Annotated in this window: 17 protein-coding genes; 15 read left to right on the top strand and 2 right to left on the bottom strand. The window is 73.8% G+C overall.

The window, feature by feature from the left end; all coding sequences use genetic code 11:
- Positions 1–131 precede the first annotated feature (131 nt).
- The 5 genes from ACFWWU_RS18675 (at position 132) to ACFWWU_RS18695 (ending at position 6,009) form a co-directional block, all read left to right on the top strand.
- Positions 132–1,604: a cellulase family glycosylhydrolase gene (locus tag ACFWWU_RS18675; protein ID WP_384146385.1), complete on the top strand. Its 1,473-nt coding sequence runs from the start codon at positions 132–134 to the stop codon at positions 1,602–1,604.
- 82 nt (positions 1,605–1,686) lie between these two features.
- Complete coding sequence (locus tag ACFWWU_RS18680; RefSeq protein ID WP_384146388.1) at positions 1,687–2,994, top strand: alpha/beta fold hydrolase; 1,308 nt, start codon at positions 1,687–1,689, stop codon at positions 2,992–2,994.
- Between the two features lie 97 nt (positions 2,995–3,091).
- Positions 3,092–4,210 carry a substrate-binding domain-containing protein gene (locus ACFWWU_RS18685; protein ID WP_384146391.1) on the top strand — a complete coding sequence of 373 codons (1,119 nt, stop codon included), beginning with the start codon at positions 3,092–3,094 and terminating at the stop codon, positions 4,208–4,210.
- Positions 4,211–4,327: 117 nt separating this feature from the next.
- Complete coding sequence (locus tag ACFWWU_RS18690) at positions 4,328–5,260, top strand: SIS domain-containing protein (RefSeq protein WP_384146394.1); 933 nt, start codon at positions 4,328–4,330, stop codon at positions 5,258–5,260.
- Entirely contained in the window at positions 5,257–6,009 is a 753-nt protein-coding gene (locus ACFWWU_RS18695; protein WP_384146397.1) for a PIG-L deacetylase family protein, read from the top strand. The genes ACFWWU_RS18690 and ACFWWU_RS18695 overlap by 4 nt, the downstream gene beginning before the upstream one ends.
- Before the next feature lie 21 nt (positions 6,010–6,030).
- On the opposite strand, the gene ACFWWU_RS18700 is transcribed toward ACFWWU_RS18695, so the two are convergent.
- Together ACFWWU_RS18700 and ACFWWU_RS18705 are read right to left on the bottom strand one after the other, a co-directional pair.
- Positions 6,031–6,804, bottom strand: a complete 774-nt coding sequence (locus tag ACFWWU_RS18700; protein ID WP_384146400.1) for a VOC family protein — start codon at positions 6,802–6,804, stop codon at positions 6,031–6,033.
- 139 nt (positions 6,805–6,943) lie between these two features.
- Positions 6,944–7,924 (bottom strand): NAD(P)/FAD-dependent oxidoreductase, encoded by a 981-nt coding sequence (locus ACFWWU_RS18705; RefSeq protein WP_384146403.1) that lies wholly within the window; start codon positions 7,922–7,924, stop codon positions 6,944–6,946.
- Between the two features lie 78 nt (positions 7,925–8,002).
- On the opposite strand from ACFWWU_RS18705, the gene ACFWWU_RS18710 reads away from it, so the two are divergent.
- The 10 genes from ACFWWU_RS18710 to ACFWWU_RS18755 all read left to right on the top strand — a co-directional run bounded on the left by ACFWWU_RS18710 (position 8,003) and on the right by ACFWWU_RS18755 (position 17,795).
- Positions 8,003–8,593 (top strand): helix-turn-helix domain-containing protein, encoded by a 591-nt coding sequence (locus ACFWWU_RS18710; RefSeq protein ID WP_384146406.1) that lies wholly within the window; start codon positions 8,003–8,005, stop codon positions 8,591–8,593.
- Between the two features lie 90 nt (positions 8,594–8,683).
- Entirely contained in the window at positions 8,684–9,652 is a 969-nt protein-coding gene (locus tag ACFWWU_RS18715) for an NADPH:quinone oxidoreductase family protein (RefSeq protein ID WP_384146409.1), read from the top strand.
- The gene (locus ACFWWU_RS18720) at positions 9,649–10,848 is read left to right on the top strand and encodes an acyl-CoA dehydrogenase family protein (protein ID WP_384146412.1); all 1,200 of its coding nucleotides are present in this window, start codon (positions 9,649–9,651) and stop codon (positions 10,846–10,848) included. The genes ACFWWU_RS18715 and ACFWWU_RS18720 overlap by 4 nt, the downstream gene beginning before the upstream one ends.
- Positions 10,845–11,939 (top strand): acyl-CoA dehydrogenase family protein, encoded by a 1,095-nt coding sequence (locus ACFWWU_RS18725; protein ID WP_384146415.1) that lies wholly within the window; start codon positions 10,845–10,847, stop codon positions 11,937–11,939. The genes ACFWWU_RS18720 and ACFWWU_RS18725 overlap by 4 nt, the downstream gene beginning before the upstream one ends.
- Before the next feature lie 109 nt (positions 11,940–12,048).
- Positions 12,049–13,665, top strand: coding sequence for an ABC transporter substrate-binding protein (locus ACFWWU_RS18730; protein WP_384146417.1), 1,617 nt, complete (start codon positions 12,049–12,051; stop codon positions 13,663–13,665).
- On the top strand, positions 13,662–14,654 hold the full coding sequence (locus ACFWWU_RS18735) for an ABC transporter permease (RefSeq protein WP_384146420.1): 993 nt from the start codon (positions 13,662–13,664) through the stop codon (positions 14,652–14,654). The genes ACFWWU_RS18730 and ACFWWU_RS18735 overlap by 4 nt, the downstream gene beginning before the upstream one ends.
- Complete coding sequence (locus ACFWWU_RS18740; protein ID WP_384146423.1) at positions 14,647–15,483, top strand: ABC transporter permease; 837 nt, start codon at positions 14,647–14,649, stop codon at positions 15,481–15,483. Before ACFWWU_RS18735 ends, ACFWWU_RS18740 begins: the two co-directional genes overlap by 8 nt.
- Positions 15,480–16,490, top strand: coding sequence for an ABC transporter ATP-binding protein (locus tag ACFWWU_RS18745; protein WP_384146426.1), 1,011 nt, complete (start codon positions 15,480–15,482; stop codon positions 16,488–16,490). Before ACFWWU_RS18740 ends, ACFWWU_RS18745 begins: the two co-directional genes overlap by 4 nt.
- Entirely contained in the window at positions 16,483–17,154 is a 672-nt protein-coding gene (locus ACFWWU_RS18750; protein WP_384146429.1) for an ABC transporter ATP-binding protein, read from the top strand. Before ACFWWU_RS18745 ends, ACFWWU_RS18750 begins: the two co-directional genes overlap by 8 nt.
- Positions 17,118–17,795 carry a hypothetical protein gene (locus ACFWWU_RS18755; RefSeq protein ID WP_384146432.1) on the top strand — a complete coding sequence of 226 codons (678 nt, stop codon included), beginning with the start codon at positions 17,118–17,120 and terminating at the stop codon, positions 17,793–17,795. The genes ACFWWU_RS18750 and ACFWWU_RS18755 overlap by 37 nt, the downstream gene beginning before the upstream one ends.
- Positions 17,796–17,838 lie beyond the last annotated feature (43 nt).

Here is a 17,838-nt window from a genome sequence, read left to right on the forward strand (position 1 = left end):
TGTCTCTTGTCATGACCCTTGCGGGGCGCTGCGGACCCCTGCTATTCATCCGTTAGGAAAGTTTCCTTCCAGTCGGATGCGCGTCCAACGCCCCATCCCCACCCCTCGTTCGTCGTTCCGTGGAGACCCCCATGACTTCGGCACGATCCGTACGACCCCGCTCCCGCACCGGACTCCGGCGCCTCGGCGTCGCCGGCACCGCCCTCGGCGCCCTGCTCCTCGGCCTCGCCACCGCACCGCCCACCGCGAGCGCCGCCCCCGTCACCCACGAGGCGGAGACGGCCACCGTCTCCCAGGGCCTCGCCGAGTCCAACCACACCGGATTCACCGGCACCGGATTCGTCAACTACGACAACACCAGCGGCAGTTACGTCCAGTGGAACGTCAACGCCGCCCAGGCGGGCACCGCCACACTCACCCTGCGGTACGCCAACGGCACGACGACCAACCGCCCCATGGACATCACCGTCAACGGCGCCACCGCCGCCGCCGGCAAGGCCTTCGCCGGCACCGGAGCCTGGACCAGCTGGGCGACCACACAGATCACCGCCACCCTCAAGGCCGGCGCCAACACCGTCCGCGCCACCGCCACCACCGCGAACGGCGGCCCCAACGTCGACCACCTCACCGTCGACACCGCCACCACCCCGCCGCCCACCGCCTCCACCCCCGCCGCGATCAACGGACAGCTCACGGTCTGCGGCACCAAGCTCTGCAACACGTACGGCAAGCCGATCCAGCTGCGCGGCATGTCCAGCCACGGCACCCAGTGGTACGCCCAGTGCCTCACGGGCGGCTCCCTCGACGCCCTCGCCAAGGACTGGAACGCCGACGTCCTGCGCGTCTCCACGTACGTCCAGGAGGGCGGCTACGAGACCGACCCCCGCAAGTACACCGACCTGGCGCACGCGCTCATCGAGCAGGCCACCGCACGCGGCATGTACGTGATCGTCGACTGGCACATGCTCGACCCGGGCGACCCGCACGCCAACCTCGCCCGCGCCAAGACCTTCTTCACCGAGATCGCCCAGCGCCACGGCGCCAAGACCAACCTGCTCTACGAGATCGCCAACGAGCCCAGCGGCGTCGCCTGGTCCCGGATCAAGAGCTACGCCGAGGCGCTCATCCCCGTCATCCGCGCCAAGGACGCCGAGACCCCGGTCCTCGTCGGCACCCGCGCCTGGTCCTCGTTCGGGGTCTCGGAAGGGGCGAACGAGTCCGAGGTCGTGTCCAACCCGGTGAACGCGAGCAACATCATGTACACGTTCCACTTCTACGCGTACTCCCACCGGGACGAGTACCTGAACACCCTGTCCCGCGCCGCCGACAAGCTGCCCGTCTTCGTCACCGAGTTCGGCACGCAGAACTACGCCGGCGAGGGCGGCAACGACTTCGCCATGACGCAGAAGTACCTCGACCTGATGGCCGCGAAGAAGATCAGCTGGGTCAACTGGAACTTCTCCGACGACGACCGCAGCGGCGCCGTCTTCAAGCCCGGCACCTGCGCCGCCGGCGGAACGTGGACCGGCACCGGCTCCCTCAAGCCCGCCGGCGTCTGGATCCGCGACCGGATCAGGACGGCGGACTCCTTCCCCACCTCCTGACCCTCCCCGCCCCTCGTGCGCCCCCGCCGTGTGATCCACTGTCCTGGCGGGGGCGTACCGATCAGGAGCAGCAGGAGCAGCGTTGACCACCTACCGCCAGCCGGGCCTCGTCCTCACCGACCACCGCTTCCCCGTCCCCCTCGACCACACCCGCCCCGACGGCGAGCGGATCGAGATCTACGGCCGCGAGCTCGTCGCGAGCGAGAAGGCCGGCCGGGACCCCGAACGGCTCCCCTGGCTGGTCTACCTGGAGGGCGGGCCCGGCTTCGGCGCCCGCCGCTTCATCGGCCCGCAGGCCTGGCTCGGACGGGCCGTACGCGAGTACCGCGTCCTCCTCCTCGACCAGCGCGGCACCGGCCGCTCCACCCCCGCCAACCGCCAGACCCTGCCCCTGCGCGGCACCCCGCGCGAGCAGGCCGACTACCTCGCCCACTTCCGCGCCGACTCCATCGTCAAGGACTGCGAACTGATCCGGCGACGCCTCACCGGCGGCGCTCCCTGGACCGTCCTCGGCCAGAGCTTCGGCGGCTTCTGCGCCACCCACTACCTCTCCACCGCCCCCGAAGGGCTGGAGACGGTCCTCGTCACCGGAGGCCTTCCCTCCCTGTACGCCACGGCCGACGAGGTCTACCGCGCCGCCTACCCCCGCATCCGGCGCAAGAACGAGGCCCACTTCGCCCGCTACCCGCAGGACGCCGAACGGGCCCGGGCGATCGCCGCCCACCTCCTCGACCGCGAGGTCACCCTCCCCGGCGGCGGGCTCCTGACCGTCGAGGCCTTCCAGTCCCTCGGCATCCTCCTCGGCTCCGGCGACGGCACCCACCAGCTCCATCTGCTCCTGGAGCACGCCTTCGTCCCGACCCCGGCCGGACCCGCGCTCGCCGACGCCTTCCTGGAACAGGTCCAGGCCCATCTGTCGTACGCGGGACACCCGCTCTACGCCGTGCTCCACGAGGCCATCTACGCCCAGGGCCTGGGCCCCACCGACTGGGCCGCCGAGCGCGTCCGGGGCGAGTTCCCCGAGTTCGACGCCGCGTCGGCCCTCTCCGCGGGCGAGCCCCTCCTCTTCACCGGCGAGACCGTTCACCCCTGGCACTTCACCACCGATCCCGCCCTGCGGCCGCTCCGCGAGACCGCCGAACTGCTCGCCGCGCGCGCCGACTGGGACCCGCTCTACGACCCCGAGCGCCTCGCCGCCAACGAGATCCCGGTCGCCGCCGCCGTCTACCACGACGACATGTACGTGGACACCGCCCACTCCCTCGAAACGGCGAGCGCCGTGCGCGGCCTGCGGACGTGGGTGACCGACGAGTTCGAGCACGACGGGGTGCGGGCCGGCGGTCCGCGCGTCCTCGACCGGCTGCTCTCGCTCGCCAGGGACGAGGTCTGACCTCCCGGGGCCGGTGCTGATCGTCCGGGCATAGGATGCGGCGCGCAATCGACCGGCAAGGGCGCCGCGCGCGGCGCGGGAACGTGAGGGGGCCCGGATGGCGGGACGCGAGACTCCGGCGTCCGGCCGGGAACTGAAGTTCCGGGCCCTCATGGCCGAGCTGCGGCGCGGCATCCTCGACGGCACCTGGCCGCCCGGCAGCAAACTCCCCACCGAACGCGCCCTCGCCACCGAGACGGGCCTGTCGGTGACGACCGTCCGCCGCGCCTACGAGGACCTCGTCGCCCTCGGCCTCGTCGAGCGCCGCCAGGGCGCGGGCTCCTTCGCCGCCCACCGCCCCGAGCGGGGCGGGACCGGCCGCCGGATCGTCGGCGTCCTCGTCCCCGACACCACGTTCTACTACCCGCGCGTCCTCCAGGGCATCGAGAAGGAACTCGCGGCGGACGGCGCCCGGCTCGTCCTCGCCTGCTCCCACTACGACCCCGACGAGGAGGACGCCGCCGTCGAACGCCTCCTCTCCGACGGCGTCCACGGGCTCCTCCTCGTCCCGAGCCTGCACACCGCCACCGACCCCGGCCGGCGCGCCGAGGAACTCCTCGCACTGCCCGTGCCCGCCGTCCTCGTCGAACGCCGGCTCGCCGCCCACGGCCCCGGCGACGCCACCGAACACGTCTGCACCGACCACGAGGGCGGCGCCTACGACGCCGTGCGCCATCTGCACGGCCTCGGCCACGAACGGCTCGGTCTCGTCGCCCGCACCGACGCGCCCACCACCGCGCCCATCGAGTCCGGCTTCGCCCGGGCGCTCGCCGACCTCGGGCTGCCCGAGGCGCCGCCGTACGAACGGGACCTCATGGCCGGCTGGGACGCGGCCCGCGCCGACCGGGCCCTCGACGCCCTGCGGGCCGCCGGGGTCACCGCGGCGCTCTGCTTCGGCGACCGGGAGGCCGCGCTGATGCTCGGGGCGGTCCGCCGCGCCGGGCTCCGAGTGCCCGAGGACCTGGCGGTGATCAGCTACGACAACGAGTTCGCCGACGTCGCGGAGACCCCGCTGACGGCCGTCTCGCCGCCCAAGTACCAGCTCGGGCGGCTCGCCGCGCAGATCCTGCTCCGGCGCCTCGCCGAGGGCGACGCGGCCCCGCTCCACCAGGTGCAGCTGCGGCCCCGGCTCGTCGTCCGCGCGTCCTGCGGGGGCGGACGCGCGGTCGCGAGGTGAGGGGGAGCCGAGGAAAGTCCAAGCGGTGAGTCCCTATTGCTCATGGTGTGCTCTTGACCGTTGCCGGTAGAACTCGGTCCGGACCCCACGGGGGAGTCCGCGAGAGAGGACCGCACCATGAGCACCCACGTCACCGGGGAGATCGCCAGCCAGCCCGACTGCTGGCGCCGCGCCGCCGAGACCGCCGACCGCCACGCCGCCCGGCTGCCGCGCCGGGGCGAGCGCGTCGCCGTCGTCGGCTGCGGCACCTCGTACTTCATCGCCCGCGCCTACGCGGCGCTGCGGGAGTCCCTCGGCGGGGGCGAGACCGACGCCTTCCCCGCCTCCGACCGGACGCCGCTCGGCCGCGGCTACGACCGGATCGTCGCCCTCACCCGCTCCGGTACGACCACGGAGGTCGTGAACCTCCTCGCCGGCGCGGCCGGCCGCATCCCGACCCTCGTGCTCACCGGCGTCCCCGACAGCCCGGCGGGACAGCTCGCGGACGAGACCGTCGACCTCGCCTTCGCCGACGAACGCTCCGTCGTCCAGACCCGGTTCGCGACGACCGCCCTCCAACTCCTGCGCGCCGGACTCGGGGTGGACCTCACGCCCGCCATCGTCGACGCGGAACTCGTGCTGTACGAGCGGCTGCCCGCCGTCTGGGAGCGACGCGGCCAGTTCACCTTCCTCGGCACCGGCTGGACCGTGGGCCTCGCCGACGAGGCGGCGCTCAAACTCCGCGAAGTGGCCCGCGCCTGGACGGAGTCGTACGCGGCCATGGAGTACCGGCACGGCCCGATCAGCATCAGCGACCGGACGAGCCTGGTCTGCTGCTTCGGCCCCGCCCCCTCGGGCCTCCGGGACGAAGTGGAGTCCACCGGCGCCCTGTTCGCCGCCGACGCGATCGACCCGGTCGCCGCGCTCGTCCGCGCCCAGCGGCTCGCCGTCGCCCTCGCGGACCGGCGCGGCCTCAACCCCGACCGCCCACGGCACGTCTCGCGCTCGGTGATCCTCGCCGGAGCGTTCCGCCCGACCGTCTCGGACGCGGCCCGTATCCTGCGCTCATGATCGAGAACGACGCCACGGGCCTCCTGGACATGCCCCGCGACTGGCAGCGGGCCCTCGCGGTGGTCGCCCACCCCGACGACCTGGAGTACGGCTGCGCCGCCGCCGTCGCCGACTGGACGGACGCGGGCAAGGAGGTCGTCTACGTCCTCGCCACGCGCGGCGAGGCCGGCATCGACACCCTCGCCCCGGATGTCTGCGGCCCGCTGCGCGAACGGGAGCAGCGGGACAGCGCCGCCGTCGTCGGCGTCGACACCGTCGACTTCCTCGACCACCGCGACGGCGTCATCGAGTACGGCCTCGGGCTGCGCCGCGACATCGCGGCCGCGATCCGCCGCCACCGCCCCGAGCTCGTCATCACCCTCAACCACCGCGACACCTGGGGCGGCGGCCCCGGCGCCCCCTGGAACACCCCCGACCACCTCGCCGTCGGCCGCGCCACGCTCGACGCGGCGGCCGACGCCGGAAACCGCTGGATCTTCCCCGAACTCACCGAACAGGGCCTGGAGCCCTGGGACGGCGTGCGCTGGGTCGCGGTCGCGGCCTCCAGCACCCCGACCCACGCGGTCGACGCGACCCCGGGCCTGGACCGCGCCATCCGCTCCCTGCTCTGCCACCGCGCCTACATCGAGGCCCTGACGGACGAGGACCCGGAGGAGTACGTCCGCTCCTTCCTCACGACGACGACAGCCCGCGCCGCCACCCGCTTCGGCGACCGCCCGGCGGTGACGTTCGAACTGTTCCCGCGCTGACGGCTACCGGAGGCGGCCCGGTCACCCCATCGGCGCGGGCTTCAGCACCGCGAAGGGGGCGCCGAAGGGGTCGGCGAGCCAGGCGATGCGGCCGACGTCCGGGATGTCGGCCGCCGGCATGAGGACCGACCCGCCGTTGCCCTGTGCCGCCCGGGCCATCGCGTCGGCGTCCTCGACCGCGAAGTACGGGATCCAGTGCGGTGTCTCCCCCTGGAGCTCGGCGACTCCGCCGAAGGAGGCGTCCTCCTGGTTGCCCTCGGCGGTGGAGATCACCCGGTACGTCATGCCGGGCGCCTCCATCTCCGCCCATCGCCAGCCGAACAGCGTCCGGTAGAAGGCGAGGACGGCCTCCGGGTCGGCGACGTGCAGTTCCGCCCAGACCAGCGTGTTGGTGGACGAGGTCCGCTCCAGGCCCTGCGTGGTGCCCGGCTGCCAGACGGCGAACTGTGCGCCGCCCGGGTCGGTGAGGGCGGCCATGCGGCCCGCGTCCATGACGTCGAAGGCGGGGAGGCGCACGGTGCCGCCCGCCGACTCGGCGGCCTTCTGCGTGGCGTCCGCGTCCGGTGTCCGGAAGTACACCGTCCAGGCGCTGCTCGCGCCCTCCTCGGTGAGCGGGCCGAGCGCGGCGACCGTGCGGCCGTCCTGCTGGAAGAAGCCGTAGCCGCCGGCGTCCGGGCCCGCCGAGCGGAACTCCCAGCCGAAGACGGCGCCGTAGAACGCCGCGGCGGCCTCGGTGTCGGGGCTGCCGAGATCGATCCAGCTGGGGGAACCCGTGGTGAACTGCGTACCGAGCATGGGAGGTGTCCTGTCCTTCCGTCGTCCGTGACTGCCGGAGTCGTGCTGCCGGAACCCTGCCGCCGGTCCCGCCGGCTTCCGGCCACCACGACCGATCCTCACCCCTGCGTCGCGACGGCGCAGCCGCAGCACCTCCGGTTCATCCGCGCGGCCGACCGGCCACCGCGTCCTCCAGGTCGCCGAGCAGCAGCTCGTTGTTGACGGCCACGCCGGCCCGGTAGCCGAGCCCGACCGCGTTGACGACCTGCTCCTGCGGGCCCGTCACGTTCCCGGCGGCCCAGACGCCGGGAACGCTCGTGCGTCCCGTCTCGTCCACCGTCACGAACTCCCCGAACGGCGTCTCGCGCAGCGCCGCCCCCAGCCGCCGCAGGACCCCGTCCCCGGGCACGAGGCGGTCGGCCCCGACGAAGACCACCTCGCGGGCGACCACCCGGCCGTCGGAGAGCCGGACCCCGGTCAGCCGGTCGTCCTCGACCACGAGCCCCGCCACCTCGCCCGCCACGACCGTGACCCCGGCCGCGTCGAGCAGCGCCGCGTCGTGGGCGGAGAGCCCGTCGGCCGTGTGCAGGAAGAGCGTCACGTCCTTCGACCAGTTCGAGACCATCAGCGCCTGGTGCGCCGGCATCATCGGGTGCGCGATCACGCCGAAGGCCCGGTCGCGGACCTCCCAGCCGTGGCAGTACGGGCAGTGCAGCACGTCCCGCCCCCACCGCTCGGCGACCCCGTCGAGCTTCGGGAGCTCGTCGACGAGCCCGGTCGTGACGACGAGCCGCCGCGCGCCCACGGCCGTACCGTCCGCGAGGGTGACCGCGAACCCGCCCCGCCCGTCCGGCGCCGCGCCCGTCACCCTCCCGGCCCGCCACTCGACCCCGTACTCCGCGATCTCGCGCCGCCCGGCCTCCAGGTACGCGGCGGGGCTCATCCCGTCCCGGGACAGCACCCCGTGCATGTGGGCCGCCGGCGCGTTGCGGGGTTCGCCCGCGTCGACCACCAGGGTGCGCCGCCGCGACCTGCCCAGGATCAGCGCGGCGCTCAGCCCGGCCGCGCCACCGCCGATCACCACCACGTCGTACCGCTCGTCCGGCTTCGTCATCTCCGTGCTCCTCGCGTTCGTGCTCATGTCGTGAGCGTCGCCTACCGCCGGATCGAACGGCAACTGTTCTTGCCGTTTCCGCAACACTGGAGGAACACTGGAGGCATGACCGAAGACGACGACCGCATCGACGCCGTACTGAACGAGGTGGGCCCCCGGCTCCGCCGCGTCCGCCGCGACCGCGGCGTGACCCTGGCCGAGCTCTCCGCCGCCACCGGCATCTCCGTGAGCACCCTTTCCCGCCTGGAGTCCGGGCAGCGCAAGCCCAGCCTCGAACTGCTCCTCCCGCTCGCCCGCGCGCATCAGGTCCCCCTCGACGAGCTGGTCGGCGCCCCCGCCGTCGGCGACCCCCGGGTCAAGGCCCGGCCGATCGTGCGCCACGGCCGCACGATGTACCCGCTGACCCGGCAGCCCGGCGGCCTCCAGGCGTACAAGGTGATCGAGGAGAAGCCGCGCGACGCCCCGGAGCCCCGCGTCCACGAGGGGTACGAGTGGCTGTACGTGCTCTCCGGGAAGCTGCGGCTCGTCCTCGGCGAGCACGACGTCGTCCTCGCCGCCGGGGAGGCCGCCGAGTTCGACACGCGCGTCCCGCACTGGTTCGGTCCGACGGCCGACGGCCCCGTGGAGTTCCTCAGCCTCTTCGGCCCGCAGGGGGAGCGCATGCATGTCAGGGCGCGACCGAAGAAGTCGGGCTGACTCGGCCGAACGGGTCCGGCCGACCCTTCCGCAGCGTGCAAGCGACCGCTTAGTATGCCACCGACCACCCGGTACGGAGGAGGCTCGCGGATGCAGGCATGGCGTGTGTACGAGAACGGCGAACCGAGCGCGGTGATGCGCCGCGAGGAGGTGGAGCCGCCCACGCCCGCCGACGGGCAGGTCCTCCTCAGAGTCCGCGCCGCGAACGTCAACTTCCCGGACGCGCTGCTCTGTCGCGGCCACTACCAGGTCCGGCCCCCGCTGCCCTTCACGCCCGGCGTGGAGCTCTGCGGCGAGACCGAGGACGGCCGCCGCGTCATCACCACGGCCGCACTCCCGCACGGCGGCTTCGCCGCGTACGCGCTCGCCGACGCCGCCGGGCTGCTCCCCGCCCCCGAGAGCCTGGACGACGCCCAGGCCGCCGCGCTGCACATCGGTTACCAGACGGGCTGGTTCGGCCTGCACCGCCGGGCCGCCCTCCAGGAGGGCGAGACGCTCCTCGTCCACGCGGCCGCGGGCGGTGTCGGCAGCGCCGCCGTCCAGCTCGGCAAGGCGGCAGGCGCCACCGTCATCGGGGTCGTCGGCGGACCGGAGAAGGCGGCCGTCGCCCGCGCCCTCGGCTGCGACCTCGTCGTCGACCGCCGCTCCGAGGACGTCGTCGCCGCCGTCAAGGCCGCGACCGGCGGCCGGGGCGCCGACGTGATCTACGATCCCGTCGGCGGCGAGGCCTACCAGCAGTCCGCCAAGTGCGTCGCCTTCGAGGGCCGGATCGTGATCGTCGGCTTCGCGAGCGGCACCGTCCCCGCCCCCGCCCTCAACCACGCGCTCGTGAAGAACTACTCCGTCCTCGGCCTCCACTGGGGCCTGTACGCGGCGAAGGACCCGGGCGCGATCACCCGCTGTCACGAGACCCTGACCGCCTACGCCGCCAAGGGTCTGATCAAGCCCCTCATCGGCGACCGCGTCCCCTTCGCCGGCGCGGCGGACGCCGTCCAGCGCGTCGCCGACGGCACCACCACCGGCCGCCTGGTCGTCCTCCCGGAAGGAGCCCGCGCGTGACCGACGCCGAACGCACGACCCGCGCCGAAGAACTCCGCTCCCTCACTCGTCGGTTGCTCGCCGACCACCCGCCCGCCACCACCGACCGCACCGACTTCCTGCGCGCCCGCTTCGACGCCGGACTCGCCTGGGTGCACTACCCCGTGGGTCTCGGCGGACTCGACGCGCCCCGCGCCCTCCAGGCCGTCGTCGACACCGAGCTCGCCGCCGCGGGCGCCCCCGACAACGACCCGCGCCGCATCGGCATCGGCCTCGGCATGGCCGCCCCCACCCTCCTCGCCTACGGCTCCGAGGAGGTCAAGCGCCGCTTCCTGCGCCCGCTGTGGGTGGGGGAGGAGGTCTGGTGCCAGCTCTTCAGCGAGCCCGGCGCCGGCTCCGACCTCGCCGCACTCGGCACCCGCGCCGTCCGGGACGGCGAGAGCTGGGTGGTCGACGGGCAGAAGGTGTGGACCTCCAGCGCCCACGTCGCCCGCTGGGCCATCCTCATCGCCCGCACCGACCCGGACGTCCCCAAGCACCGGGGCATCACCTACTTCGTCTGCGACATGACCGACCCCGGCGTGGAGGTCCGGCCGCTGCGCCAGATCACCGGCGAGGCGGAGTTCAACGAGGTCTTCCTCACCGGCGTCCGGATCCCCGACGCCCACCGCCTCGGCGAGACCGGCGACGGCTGGCGGGTCGCACAGACCACCCTCATGAACGAGCGGGTCTCCATCGGCGGCGCCCGCATCCCGCGCGAGGGCGGCATGATCGGGAAGGCCGCCACGACCTGGCGCGAACGCCCCGAGCTGCGCACCCACGACCTGCACCGGCGCCTCCTCGACCTCTGGGTCGACGCCGAGGTGGCCCGCCTCACCGGCGAACGGCTCCGCCAGCAGCTCGTCGCCGGCCAGCCCGGCCCCGAGGGCAGCGCGATGAAGCTCGGCTTCGCCCGGCTCAACCAGGCCATCAGCGGCCTGGAGGTGGAACTCCTCGGTGAGGAAGGGCTGTTGTACGGCGAGTGGGAGATGCGCCGGCCCGAGCTCGTCGACTTCACCGGCCGCGACGCCGGCTACCGCTACCTGCGCTCCAAGGGCAACTCGATCGAGGGCGGCACGACCGAGGTCCTGCTCAACATCGTCGCCGAACGGGTCCTCGGTCTGCCCTCCGAGCCCCGCAACGACAAGGACGTCGCCTGGAAGGACCTCGCCCGATGACGGAACAGGCAGCACAGAGCGATCTGCTCTACTCCGAGACCGAGGACGACCTGCGGGCCGCCGTCCGCTCCCTGCTCACCGACCGGGCCGGGCACCAGGAACTCCTCGGCCGGATCGAGTCGGACAGCCCGTACGTCCCCGGCCTCTGGAAGGCGCTCGCGGGGGACATGGGCGCCGCCGGACTCCTCGTACCCGAGAAGCTCGGCGGTCAGGGCGCGAGCCACCGCGAGGCGGCCGTCGTCCTGGAGGAGCTGGGCCGCGCGGTGACCCCGGCGCCGTATCTGACGAGCGCGGTCGTGGCCACCGAGACGCTGCTCGCCCTCGCCGGGGAGAGCACCCCGGCGGCGGAGCTCCTCGCCGGACTCGCGAGCGGCCGCACGGTCGCCGTCCTCGCCGTACCCCTGTCGGCTTCCCCCTACGCGGAGCAGTCCGCCGCGTCCACCGTCACCGGTGTCGCGGACGCCGCCGTCGCCGACGTCCTCCTCGTCTCCCGCGCGGACGGTCTGTACGCCGTGCCGGCGGGGGAGGCGGCCGTCGAGGCGCAGATCCCGCTCGACCTCACCCGCCCGCTCGCCCGGGTGACGACGGAAGCCGGGAGCGGCACCCTGCTCGCCGGGCCGGACGCGGCCGCCACCGCGGTCCGCCGCGGGCTGCTCGCGGGCGCCGGGCTGCTCGCCTCCGAGCAGCTGGGTCTGGCCGAGTGGTGCCTGGAGGAGACCGTCCGGCACACCCGCGAGCGCCACCAGTTCAACCGGCCGGTGGGCTCCTTCCAGGCGCTCAAGCACCGCATGGCCCAGCTGTGGCTCGACGTCGTCGGCGCCCGGGCGGCGGCCCGCGCGGCCGCCGACGCCCTCGCCACCGGCAGCCCGGACGCCCCGCTCACGGTGGCGGTCGCCCAGGCCTACTGCTCCAAGGTGGCCGTCCGCGCGGCCGAGGAGTGCGTCCAGCTGCACGGCGGGATCGGCATGACCTGGGAGCACCCCGCGCACCTGGCGCTCAAGCGGGCCAAGTCCGACCAGCTCGCGCTGGGCTCGGCGGGCCGCCACCAGGACGCGATCGCCGCCCTGGTGGACCTCCCGGCCCCCGCGTAGAGCTCATGGCGGCCCGGTAAGGGGCCCACTGTGCCCACACCCCTTTACATACTGTTTAATTGCAAGCCGTTCGCAATAACAGTTGATCTCCAAAAGGGGTGTGGACACGATGACCGCCCGATCCATCCGCGGCGCGGCCGCCGCGATACTCGCGGGGGCCGTCGCCCTCACGGCGGCGGCCTGCACGAACCCCGGCTCCCCGGCCGGGGCCTCCGGCGGCCCCAAGGATTCCGCGGTCGTCGGCATCGCCTACGAGCCCGAGACGCTCAGCCCGCTCCTCGGCTACGGCAAGGACGGCAACTCCAAGATCTTCGACGGGCTCCTCGCCTTCGACGCCGACATGAAGCCGAAGCCCGCCCTCGCCGCGAAGCTGCCGCACGTCAGCGCGGACGGGCTCACCTACACGTACACGCTCCGCGACGGCGTGACCTTCAGCGACGGAGCGCCCTTCACCTCCAAGGACGTCGTCTTCACGTACCGGACGATCCTCGACCCGAAGACGAACAACCCCTCCCGCACCGAGCTCGACGCGGTCAAGAAGGTCGAGGCGGTCGGCGACGACACCGTCGTCTTCACCCTGAAGTACCCCTACGCTCCCTTCGCCGAGCGCACCGTCCACGCCATCGCGCCCGAGCACGTCGCCGCGCGGCAGGACGTCAACACCGGCGCCTTCACCACGAAGCCGATCGGCACCGGACCGTACGTCCTCACCGGCTGGTCCAAGGGCGAGAAGCTCAGCTTCAAGGCCAATCCGACCTACTGGGGCGGCGCACCCGCGGTGAAGAAGTTCACCATGGCCGTCGTCAAGGACGACGACGTCCGCGCGACCCGGCTGCGCGCCGGCGACCTCGACGGCGCCATCCTGCCGCCCAACCTCGCCGCCGGGTTCAAGGGCGACAAGGGGAGGAAGACGTACGAGGCGAAGACGTACGACTACCGCACCGTGACCCTCCCCACCCACCACAAGGTGACCGGCGACACCGCCGTCCGCCGCGCCCTCGACATCGCCGTCGACCGGCAGGCCATGGTCGACAAGATCCTCGAAGGGGCCGGGAAGCCCGCCTACGGGCCCGTCCCCACCGACAGCCCCTGGTTCGCTAAGGGCACCGAGCGCCGCCACGACCTCGCCGGCGCCCAGAAGATCCTCGACGAGGCCGGCTGGAAGCCCGGCCCGGACGGCATCCGCGTCAGGAACGGCGTCCGCGCCGAGTTCCCCCTCTGGTACCTCTCCGGCGACAAGCTCCGCCAGGACCACGCCCTCGCCTACGCCTCCGACGCCAAGAAGGCCGGCATCGACATCACGACCCAGGCCGGCTCCTGGGAGGTCATCGAACCCCGGATGAAGACCGACGCCGTCCTCGCCGGCGGCGGCTCGCCCGGCGACCCCGACTTCGACCAGTACCTGCTCCTGAAGTCCTCCCTCGGGGGCGACGGCTTCAACAACATGGCCTGGTACGACAACAAGACCGTGGACCGCGCCCTGGAGGACGGCCGCCGGACGAACGACACCGCCGAGCGCCGCGCCGCGTACGACACCGTCCAGCGCGAACTGGCCAAGAACCCCGGCTATACCTTCCTCACCCACATCGACCACCTGTACGTCGTCGACGACAACTGGGACGGGCTGAGCACCCAGACCGAGCCGCACGACCACGGCCTCGCCTCCGGTCCCTGGTGGAACGTCGAGGGCTGGAAGCCGAAGACCACCGGAGCGACGCAGAAGTGAAGCGCCGCCTCCCCTGGGGGGCCATGGCGCGGATGACGGGACGGCGCGCCCTGGCCGCCGTCCCCGTCCTCCTCGCCGTCACCTTCGCGGTGTTCGCCGTCGCTGCGGCCTCCCCCTTCGACCCCGTGAAGGCCTACGCCGGCACCGCCGGACTGACCGCCTCGCAGGAGAACCTCGACCAGCTCCGCGCCAACCTCGGCGCCGACCAACCCCTCCTCACTCGCTGGTGGGAGTGGCTCACCGCCGCCGTCACCGGCGACCTCGGCGACTCCTCGGTCATGCGCCGCCCCGTCGCCGAGGTCATCACCGAGCGCCTCGGCTGGTCCGTCCTCCTCGCCGTCACCGCCTTCCTGATCGCCATCGTCCTCGGCACCCTCCTCGGCGTCCTCGCGGGACGCCGCCGCGGCGGCCTCCTCGACCGGGTCGTCAGCTCCGCCGCGTACACCCTGGAAGCCGCCCCCGCCTTCTGGCTCGGCCTCCTCGCGATCTGGTTCTTCGCCCTGAAGCTCGGCGTCCTCCCGGCCGGCGGGCTCACCGACACCGCCAGCGACACCGTCACCGCCGGCCAGGTCGCCCGCCACCTCGTGCTGCCCGCGCTCGTCCTCGGGATCTCCCAGCTGCCCTGGTTCTTCCTGTACGTCCGCCAGGGCGTCGGCGACGCCCTCGACGAGGACCCGGTGCGCGGCGCCCGCGCCCGCGGCCTGAGCGGGCGCACCGTCCTGACCGGCCACGCCCTGCGCTCCGGGATGCTGCCGATGCTCACGCTCGTCGGATCCCGCGTCCCCGAGCTCATCACCGGCGCCCTGCTCGTGGAGACCGTCTTCAGCTGGCCCGGCATCGCCGCCGCCACCGTGCAGGCCGCGACCTCCGTCGACTTCCCGCTGCTCGCCGCGCTCACCGTGCTCGCCACCGCGGCCGTCCTCCTCGGCAACCTCCTCTCCGACCTGCTGTACGGACTCGCCGACCCGAGGGTGGGTTTCGATGGCTGACCCGCGCACCCACCGCCTGCGGCTGTGGAGCTCCGCCGTGACCGTCGGCGTCATCCTCCTCGCCGTCCTCCTCGTACCCCCGCTCGTGCAGCTCGACGAACAGGCCGTCGACCTCTCACGCAAGCTCCTCCCGCCGTCCTGGGACCACCCCTTCGGCACCGACGACCTCGGCCGCGACCTGCTCCTGCGCTGCATCTACGGGCTGCGGATCTCGCTCCTCGTCGGGCTCGTCGCCGCCCTCGTCGCCACCGTCGTCGGCACCGCCGTCGGAGCCGCCGCCGGAGCGCTCGGCGGCTGGACCGACCGCTGCCTCATGCGGCTCGTCGACACCTTCTCGTCCGTGCCGCACCTGCTGCTCGGCATCTTCGTCGTCGCGCTCTTCCGGCCGGGCGTCTGGCCGGTCATCGCCTCCGTCGCCGTCACCCACTGGCTCTCCACCGCCCGGATCGTCCGCTCCGAGGTCCTCTCGCTGCGCACCCGGCCCTTCGTGGACGCCGCCGTCTCCGGCGGCTCCTCGCGGTGGCGCGTCACCGTCCGGCACCTGCTGCCCGCCGTCCTGCCGCAGGCCGGACTCGCCGCCGTCCTCATGGTCCCGCACGCCATGTGGCACGAGTCCGCGCTCTCCTTCCTCGGCCTCGGCCTCCCCAGCCACCAGGCGAGCCTCGGCAACCTCGTGCAGAACGCCCGCTCCTCGCTCCTCGCCGGGGACTGGTGGCCGACCCTCTTCCCCGGCCTCCTCCTCATCGTGCCGACCCTCGCCATCGCGGGACTCGCGGGCGTGTGGCGGGACCGGCTCAACCCGCGCCGCCGATCGGAGCTGATGCTGTGAACGGGAACGTTCTGCGGGCCCTGGAGGCCCTCACCGCCGAGCGCGCCGAGGACGCCGTCCTCAGCGTCCGCGACCTGACCGTCCGCTTCCGGCTGCGCGGCGGGCGGACCGTCGCCGCGGTCAGCGACGCCGCCTTCGACCTCGGCGCGGGGGAGTGCCTGGCCCTCGTCGGCGAGAGCGGCTGCGGCAAGTCCGTCCTCGCCTCCGCCCTCCTCGGACTGCTCCCGGGCAACGCCGAGACGTCCGGTACGGCCCTGCTCGCGGGCCCCGAGGGCCAGGACGGGACCGATCTGCTGGCCGCCGACGAGAAGACCCTGGCCCGCACGGTACGGGGCCGCCGCGTCGGCCTCGTACCGCAGAGCCCCGCCGCCCACCTCACCCCCGTCCGCACCGTCCGGTCCCAGCTGGAGGAGACCGTACGGGCCCTCACCGGCACTCCGCGCCGCGCCCGGCGGAAGGCCGCCGAGGACGCCGCCGAACGGGCCGCCTTCCCGGCCGGCCACCTCGACCGGTACCCGCACGAGCTCTCCGGCGGCCTCGCGCAGCGCGCCGCCACCGCCCTCGCCCTCATCGGCGACGCCCGCCTCCTCCTCGCCGACGAACCCACCACCGGCCTCGACCGGGACCTCGTCGACCGCACCGTCGACGAGCTGCGCCGCCACGTCGACGAGGGCCGCGGCCTGCTCCTCATCACCCACGACCTCGCCGCGGCCGCCCGTATCGCCGACCGCGTCGCCGTCATGTACGCGGGCAGGATCGTCGAACTCGCCCCCGCGCACCGCTTCTTCGGCGCCGCCGGACCCCGCCACCCCTACGCGCGCGGGCTCCTCGAAGCCCTCCCCGACCGGGCGTTCACCCCCATCCCCGGCATGCCTCCGGAGCTCTCCGCGCTGCCCGACGGCTGCGCCTTCGCCCCGCGCTGCCCCCTGGCCACCGACCTCTGCGCCACCCGCCCCGAGCCGCGCGCCGGGGTGGCCTGCCACCACCCGGAGCACCCCCGTGCTTGAACTCGACACCGTCACCGCCGGCTACGACCGCCGCGACCCCGTCTTCCGGGGCGCCTCGCTCACCGTCGCCCCCGGCGAGTCCGTCGGCCTCCTCGGCCCCAGCGGCTGCGGCAAATCCACCCTCGCCCGGGTCGCCGCCCTCCTCCACCGGCCCGACGCGGGCCGGCTCGTCCTCGACGGCACCGAGATCCGGGCCTGGCGCCACCGCGCCCCGCGTGAGCTCCGCACCGCCGTCGGCGTCGTCTTCCAGCAGCCCCGCACCGCAGCCGACCCCCGGCTCACCCTCGCCGAGATCGTCGCCGAACCGCTCCGCGCCACCGGTCGCCGCGCCGAGGCCGACAGCCGGGTCGCCGAGCTCGCCCCGGCCGTCGGCCTCACCGCCGACCTGCTCACCCGCCGCCCCCACGAGGTCAGCGACGGCCAACTCCAACGCGCCTGCCTGGCCCGCGCGTTGACCCTGCGTCCGCGCTGGCTGATCTGCGACGAGATGACCGCGATGCTCGACGCGTCCACCACGGCCGCGCTCGTCGCCGCCGTCGAGACCTACCGCACGGAGAGCGGCGCGGGCCTGCTCGCCGTGGGCCACGACCGCGTCCTGCTGAACCGCTGGTGCGACCGTACGGTGGAGTGGAAGGACTGCCTGCCCCCCGAGGAGACCCCCTGACCACGCCCTGGGCGCGCGCCGCCGACGACGACCCCCTCGACGGGCTGCGCGCCGCCGTCACCACCGCCGACTGCGGCTACGAGCCCCAGGGTGGGTACGAGGACCGTTGCTGGATCCTCCACACCGTCCACGACGGCCCCGTACGGCTCCGCTGGGACGAGGTGCTGTCCCGAGCCGGGCGACGGATTGCGGACTGGCAAGGCACCCTGTCCCACCTGGTCTTCGAGGGCGTGGAGGGCATGCACGACCTGGAAGGGCCCGACCCGGCGGAGATGGACCGCGCGTGCCTGGCCCGGCTCGTCGAGCACCTGGTCCGCAGTGGTCCGCAGGGGCCGGACACCCCGTGCGCGGGCGTCCGGGCCCCCGTGGCGACGTCTCACGAGGAAGGGATGCTCCATGGCGAACGGCTGGTCGCCCGACGGGGCCGGCTCGGCGACGCCCTCGCCCACCACGACGCCATGCCGGACGGGTGGTTTCCCGCCACCTGGTGGGCGGCGGACGGGAGCTGGCTCGTCCTCACCGACTTCGACCTCAACGCCACCGAGGTCTTCGGAGACGCGGCGCTGATCGCGGGGCTGCTCGCCGATCCGGAGCTCGACGCGGTGCGTCACCCGACCATCGCCGAGAGCCTCGGCAGCTGAACCCGGCCGAAATCCCACCCGTATGGCCGCCCCGCCATACGCC

It is taken from the genome of Streptomyces sp. NPDC058650 (assembly GCF_042717315.1).
Taxonomy (GTDB): domain Bacteria; phylum Actinomycetota; class Actinomycetes; order Streptomycetales; family Streptomycetaceae; genus Streptomyces.